Annotated in this window: 3 protein-coding genes and 1 pseudogene; 1 reads left to right on the top strand and 3 read right to left on the bottom strand. The window is 52.6% G+C overall.

Going from position 1 to position 6,433, the window contains the following annotated elements; genetic code table 11:
- Positions 1-94 precede the first annotated feature (94 nt).
- A pseudogene (locus HCZ87_RS06570) lies at positions 95-325 on the top strand (transposase); the annotation flags it as partial.
- Positions 326-416: 91 nt separating this feature from the next.
- On the opposite strand, the gene HCZ87_RS06565 reads toward HCZ87_RS06570, so the two are convergent.
- The 3 genes from HCZ87_RS06565 to HCZ87_RS06555 form a co-directional block, all read right to left on the bottom strand.
- Complete coding sequence (locus HCZ87_RS06565; RefSeq protein ID WP_167642970.1) at positions 417-1,796, bottom strand: PIN domain-containing protein; 1,380 nt, start codon at positions 1,794-1,796, stop codon at positions 417-419.
- Positions 1,797-1,860: 64 nt separating this feature from the next.
- Positions 1,861-4,872 carry a TrlF family AAA-like ATPase gene (locus tag HCZ87_RS06560; RefSeq protein WP_167642969.1) on the bottom strand — a complete coding sequence of 1,004 codons (3,012 nt, stop codon included), beginning with the start codon at positions 4,870-4,872 and terminating at the stop codon, positions 1,861-1,863.
- Positions 4,873-5,205: 333 nt separating this feature from the next.
- A complete protein-coding gene (locus HCZ87_RS06555) occupies positions 5,206-6,354 on the bottom strand; it encodes a hypothetical protein (protein ID WP_167642968.1) in 1,149 nt (382 codons plus the stop codon).
- Positions 6,355-6,433 lie beyond the last annotated feature (79 nt).

Genomic DNA, 6,433 nt, shown 5'->3' with positions numbered 1-6,433 from the left:
GACCCCCGCCCAGAAACTGAGAACGGCCGCGTAAATTCTACGACCAAGTCCCCGCAGAAACGGGGGGATTACCCCGCAATTTGGAGGATCAGCGATGGCTGGGAAGAGAGAGAAGCCGGAAGAGATTGTATCGAAGCTTCGGCAGGTTGAAGTTCTTCAAGGACAAGGTGCGACGATTGCCGAAGCGGTGCGCCAGATCGGGGTGACGCAGCAGACTTTCTATCGATGGCGCAAGCTTTATGGCGGGATGCAGCGGTCGCAACTGACGCGGCTGAATGAGCTTGAGAAAGAGAACCAGCGGCTTCGGCGGGACCTGACTGACCTGCCCAGACCGGAGGCTATAGCCTTTTCCAGATTGCTGCAGTCGCAACTCGCATAACGGCCCTTCGCCGCGAAAGCGAATTTTTGAGGCGGGCTCAATCCTCTTTGTCATAGTTCAAAAAATTGAACCGGGAGAAGTCATGATCCTCGTCAAACTGTTTTAGTTCCTCTTTCATTGGCAGATCAGCTACAAATCCCAAGCCTCGGATATCGTAAATCGACGACAGCTCCTTTGAACAGACAGCATGAGAAAGTTTGAACACCTTTTGAGTGCTGCCTCTCATGTTAGAGGCCGTGATGTCTATTATTAGAACGACATCGTCGCTCGTTGTTGGTTCAGCGGTCAAGATAGCATCAAACACCCAGCTTCGACCGTGCCGGAAGTCCTGGCAATGCACCTCAAATGAATCGCCACCATCTGCATCATTGTAGAAACACATTTCATGACGGCCAATGTTCAGCGTGCGAACGTCACTCAATGATGTGTAGTTATGCATGCCAGAGAAAAGTCTGTTCGGATCCGGCCTCGGAGCAGGGGGGTAGACTGGAACAATATTCCAACGATCTGATATCGTGCCATTAACTACCTTCACATTTAGAACCAAGTCCTCTGCTTGAACTGCTCCGTTATTGCGCAGCTCGAAAGATATTGGCGTTTGCGCCCACATGAGATTGATGTCATTGCTAAGAGATTTGGCGAAGTTCGGTACTGTCTTATTCTGCCATCGCTTGTATTTCCCATTGTATTCGTGGTCATAATTTAATGCAGCAGTCAACATACCACGTTGTCCCTCCGAAACCCTTGGGTTTTCATCGATTATGACCTGCTGTAACTCCTGTTTCTGTTCTGGAGTCAGATCTGGAACAGCGACATGCACAAATGGTTCCCCACTTGAAAAGTTTACCAGTACCTCAAGGTCTGGTTCGGTGGCCTTCAAAACCCGGACCTGCTCCTCGAGCTTGCTGATCTTTCGTTGATCTGGACTCGGCTCCGCTGCTCGCAACCAGCTTTCTGGCAATCTTTTCACTTTCAAACCATGTCGTGTCGCCATCCCGATGGGGTTAATATCCTGACTTACAAACAACCTTGCATCAAAGTTAGTGTGCTTTTCGTTTAGCACCTGCGCCACAACGCGAGCGTCTGGCTCCTCGGGATCAAGATCATGAAGCTTGTCCCAATCGACGCGGTTCGTTACTGCAAGTGACAGATCGACCAAAGGTGGACCGTCAACCAATCGAACAGGCCCGCCTGTCTCGGCTGCGGGCGCAATCAACCGATTGAAGTCCCGTGCATGTTTAGCAAGTCGACCATCCCGCTTCTTGCTATCAATCTCTTTCAGGACTTGAGGAACAAAAAGCAGCAAAATTCCGCCGGAATCATCAATCTCATGCCATGGCTGATCACCAATCTTGCCGCCTTCCAAGATGACGTTTGCATCCAAAAACACAATCGTAGAGTATTTGCTGTAATCCATGAGTTGAAATTTCCCCGCGATCAAAAATGCCGTCCGTAAGCAAGAGTAAACTTGGACCCGAAGACTAGGTCAGGCTTACTCGGAGTCGTTTTGCACGTTCTTGAAAAGCTCTTTCGCCTCCCTCAAGAATTTCGCAGACGTGCTTGCGAATGACTGGGTTTTCTAGAGATCCACTAGTGTAAGTGAAGTTTGGCAAAGAATTGGCGCGCAGGGGCCCACATTCCGCAACGATGACTTGCTCTGCGTCAGTGTTAACGATCAGGTTGGCGTTATGGGTTACAACGATAATCTGACGGCGAAGTTTGGCATCTCTGAAAAGTCCGACCAACTCATTGAAGATCGACTTCGGGTCCAAGTTTTCTTCAGGTTGGTCAATTATCAGCGGCCTGTCATCTTCGGTATCGATGGCAAGATAAAGCAGCAACAGCACAATACCGCGCGTTCCGGGAGACAGTGTCTCGAGTTCAACACCTTCATACTGAATGCCATACGACAATCGGATATGCTCCGTGCTATATAGCCATTCTGAGGCGTCTTTTAGCCACCTGAGCCAACTCGGTCGATCAATGTTTGGATCCACTTTGGCACTCGCTCGAATGTCTTGATCGTGCTTGTCCCGAAACTCCGCCATTGCGGCGGAAACTGCGGCGGCATCACCGTTTTGCCAAGATGGGGCTAAATGCACCATGGCTGCTTTCTGTAAGGCTCCAAGCCCCTGAAAACCGCTGCTGCGGCGCTTGTCAAACAATTCCTCTCCGCGATCTGCCCAGCTCTTAACGTCAACATGTCGTCTGATAGAAAAGCGGAGCTTACCTAGGGCACCGCTTTCTCGGTCCAAGCGCTTCATCAAGGGGGCATAGAGGTCAGCGAGAGCTACTTCTTCCGCAACGATACCCGCGAAAACCCCTTCGTAACTCCGATCTCTTTCTTCGAGCTTTGCCGCAATCTCGGTTTTAGCCGCCTCCGATGTTTGTATTTGAGTTTCTAGCGACTTCAACGACGCGTCAGCTCGGCGGATTTTCTCAGACAGCTGAGCGTGTTGCCTTTGCTTGTTTTTGTCCACTCCGATCAAACGTTGTAGCCGTTCTTCTTCGGCGGCCAAAAGAGACAATGGCAGTGTTTCAATCGGTGTATCTGCGGGCAGTAGACTGACCTCTGTTGGTGGATCCTCCGGCGACGGTTTGACTGCAGCCTTACCTGTCAACTGCTTCTTTCTCTTCCCGGCTTGCTTTCTTTCGGCCTCAATGGTCCCGGAGACATCACCAGTGAACTTAAGACGGAAAGACTCCCACATTGCATCTTCGAGGCCCGCTCGTGCGTGCTCAGCTTTCAGTTCAGCCAGCTGGTTAGGTACTTGTCTATTCTGAAAGTCATTGACGTAGTCTTCCAGCAAATCTAGCTGGGCTAGCCTACGATCCTCACCTTCGATGGCTTGGCGTACTTTTTCAGCAGCTAATGTTACCTTCTCATAATCTTGGGCGTGCTTCTCAGCCGATTTTGGTACGAGTTTTGCTCGCTGATCATTATCTTTGCGCTTCTGATCGGCGAGATCATCTCGCTTTCTCTTCAGCCCATTCAAGGCATTTTGTTGATCTCGCAACTTTCCGATTTGTTCGCCAATCTGAGCGATAGCGATTTCGTAGCGTTGCCGCGCCTCTCGTCCTCTAGCAGCTCTTAGGTCCAATAGTTGGCCAAAATCTACCGCGTCAGCTCGCGTTTCACGTGGATGCGACAAGAAGATAACACGCTGTATTTCTTTTAGAAGCGCTTCGGTAGCACCATCAGATGAGCAGAGTTGTTCTACAAACTGCTGCGACAAATATTGAACCTTCGGCGCATCCCACACTTCTTCATGGTCGATAGAACTGAGCGGATTGGAAGTTTCGGTACCATCTTGCCAGCATAGACATGGTTCCGCGTCGCCCAAAAGTTCCCGTGCTCTTCGCACGAACGACTTTTCATTTACATGATCGGAAAGTGCATATGCGCCACCGGCAATCATATCAGCTAGTGCGGTTTTCCCCGATCCTCGCGCGCCAATAATCCCGATTAAACCTGCGTTCAGAGGAATAGGTTTATTACCAAACCAGTCAGCATTTTTTACACTGACACAACTGATGGCTTGCGAGGACAACGCCCCGGTGGGGGGATCTGTCGCCACTATGACGCGGTGAACGGGTTCAAGGCAGACTTGACGTAAACTCTCAAAGCTCAAGTCGCCCTTGATCCACGTATATCTTTGCAGATCTGGTACGCCTACTCTTGCCAATTCATGGGCGTCGCTGCCATGCATGCAGGGCTTGTAGCAGCCGTAGGAGTCGATGAAGTCTTCCTCTGAAAGTTTTCCGGATAATCCGGCCCAGAAGTCACGTTGCTTCGGCTGCGAAGCAAAAATAACATTAGCAATACGTTCAATCTTGCGGCGAAGTGCTGCGAGAGAAGCGTCTTTTTGCAGTCCAGCAGATCCATCTTGATTGCTTCCGGGAACTGCAATTAGTGCATTGTCTCTGATCCACGGCGTGTCCTGCCAAGCTTCGATGAACGGATCGACTTCAATCTTGAATTGGTTTGCCCCCGCCGAAAAGGCCGCGCGATCATTTAGCGATTTACCTGTAAAATCCCGTCCGAGACGTCTGATGTCTTCGGGGGTGCATCGGTACGTGTCAGTTCCCGATTTGAAAGTTAGCTTGGCGAGGAAACGAGACAGTTTTTCCAGATGTTCTGGATCTTCCGGCGATACCATCAGGTGAAAGTTTACAGGCGCGCCCTTAGCGGTGCCTACACCGTATCGCAATTCAACATTTGGAAAGATAAGACCGACGCTACCTAGCCGCCCACGTTGACCGAACTCCCGGACTTTCTGATAGCACTCAGTGCTGTAGTAATCGGTAACCCCAAGCGCCTCGATAACTGGAGTAGAGGTCTCTAAAGCTCGCAGATAGAGGTCCCAAGCCTCTTCTGTTGGCTCCCCTTCGAAAGTGGGGTACTGATCATTCAATACGGTCCCTGGCGCATGGATATGTGGATCCCATCTGCGCCACTCAGAACCACGTAGTAGAATGTTCGTATCTATCATTTTGCGTTCCAAATCAGATTTGTGAGTCACTACACTCTGCCGCAAAGGGCTAATCAACCAAAAATTGAACCATCTGAGCAGCGCAGGAGAGACCTAAAATGCTTGTCCGCTTCGGGCTGCCAGCCGAAACTGCTTTTGCGATGGGAGCGGCGTTTCCGTCCCGAACTGTGTGAGGTCGTCGAGTCAGAAACCCTCGCAGACACAGCGAACGGCAGGAACGGCGGACTGCGCCGCAGCATAAATACTCAGCTGATTGCGACAAACGGCTGAGTTTGCAAAGGGCGCTTTCTGCGCTTTGCTGACATTTGAAGCGGAGCGCAGACAAGTTCAGGATTACCTAAACCGGTACCGCCCCGCCGCCTTGCCGATGCGCTCTGCCAGCGGTGTAGGGTGTTCCTCAGACAAACGCTGGATCGCTTCGATATGCGTGTCGAGAAACTCTGCAAACCCCTCCGGTTGCACCTCTGACGCGGCAGCTCGTGACACCAGAAGGCCTAGGATTTGTCGGTCCAGCATGCGCATGTGTTCGGCCAGGTTGGTCTCGATCACATCGCTGGGTAGCACGCCAGAGCAATTCTCATACAGGTCATTGGCGATGACGCTGGCGACCTCGCGCCAGAGGTCGTGCGTGGGCCAGCGGGCGCGGTTGCTGTCACTGGTGGGGCAGGTGTAACGGATTTTGTCGCAGAACTCGGTGTAGGCGTCTCCGACCATATCGCGTAGGTCTTGCCAACTTCGCATTTCCCAGCGGTTGCGCAGTTGTTTGGACCCCATGCGTAGCTCAAACCGCCAGACTTGGCTTGCCAGCCGGTCGGACAGATCCAAGGGCGGGCGGTTCAATTGGGCGCGCGCGTCGTTCCAGATCGTCAGCCAGCCCAGCTTGCCCTTCTGCATGACCTCTTGCCGTTTGTCGTAGATCACCAATTGTCGGTTGGCGACGGCTCCGGCGCGTAGGCCGGTGACACGCGCGCCAGTTGCGTGGGTTTCGGTTTCATCAATGCCGGTGTGTTCCTGAACACGGGTGCCGGGAGGCACCACCAGAGCCTCGCGGTCTGGTTCAAACCATGGCGCGAGAAAGTCGATGGCATAGTCCACGCGCGTCACTCGCAACAGGTGATCGGAATAACGGATGCCAAAGGCGTCCATGCAAGTGCGAAAGTGTTTCTCTGCGGCGTCCAGCCCGCCAGTGGCGAGCAGGAAAGCGCGAAAGTCCACGGTGATGCCGGGATTGTTTGCAGGGCGGTTTTCCGGGTCGAGAAAGTACCACTCGGCCCCATACTCCCCAGTATGGGCGGAAAAGGCAGAACCGCCTGTACGGCGCACTGAGAGGGCCACAGAGCCGAATTCTAGAATGGCCTCAGCGCTGGATTGAACTGCCTGCGCTTTGGCCTCCGCCAGCGCGGTACGCAGTTCTGGTGGGATATCGGTCTCGACAGTGAATTTAAGCCCATCAAAGCCCGAATGCAGGATATCCGCTTCCATTTACGCTGGCCTTCGCTTTCGTATTCGTGGAGGGGGGTGTTACAAGCCCCCCCTCCCGCGCGGCCCATTTGGCCGCCGT

It is taken from the genome of Phaeobacter sp. HF9A, from assembly GCF_011806385.1.
Taxonomy (GTDB): Bacteria; Pseudomonadota; Alphaproteobacteria; order Rhodobacterales; family Rhodobacteraceae; genus Epibacterium.
The sequence above is the reverse complement of the archived record's forward strand: the minus strand, read 5'-3'. Positions and strand labels throughout refer to the sequence as shown.

Coding starts and splice junctions, on each gene's coding strand:
- HCZ87_RS06555 (WP_167642968.1), bottom strand. CDS start 6,354: ATGGAAGCGGATATCCTGCATTCGGGCTTTGATGGGCTTAAATTCACT.
- HCZ87_RS06560 (WP_167642969.1), bottom strand. CDS start 4,872: ATGATAGATACGAACATTCTACTACGTGGTTCTGAGTGGCGCAGATGG.
- HCZ87_RS06565 (WP_167642970.1), bottom strand. CDS start 1,796: ATGGATTACAGCAAATACTCTACGATTGTGTTTTTGGATGCAAACGTC.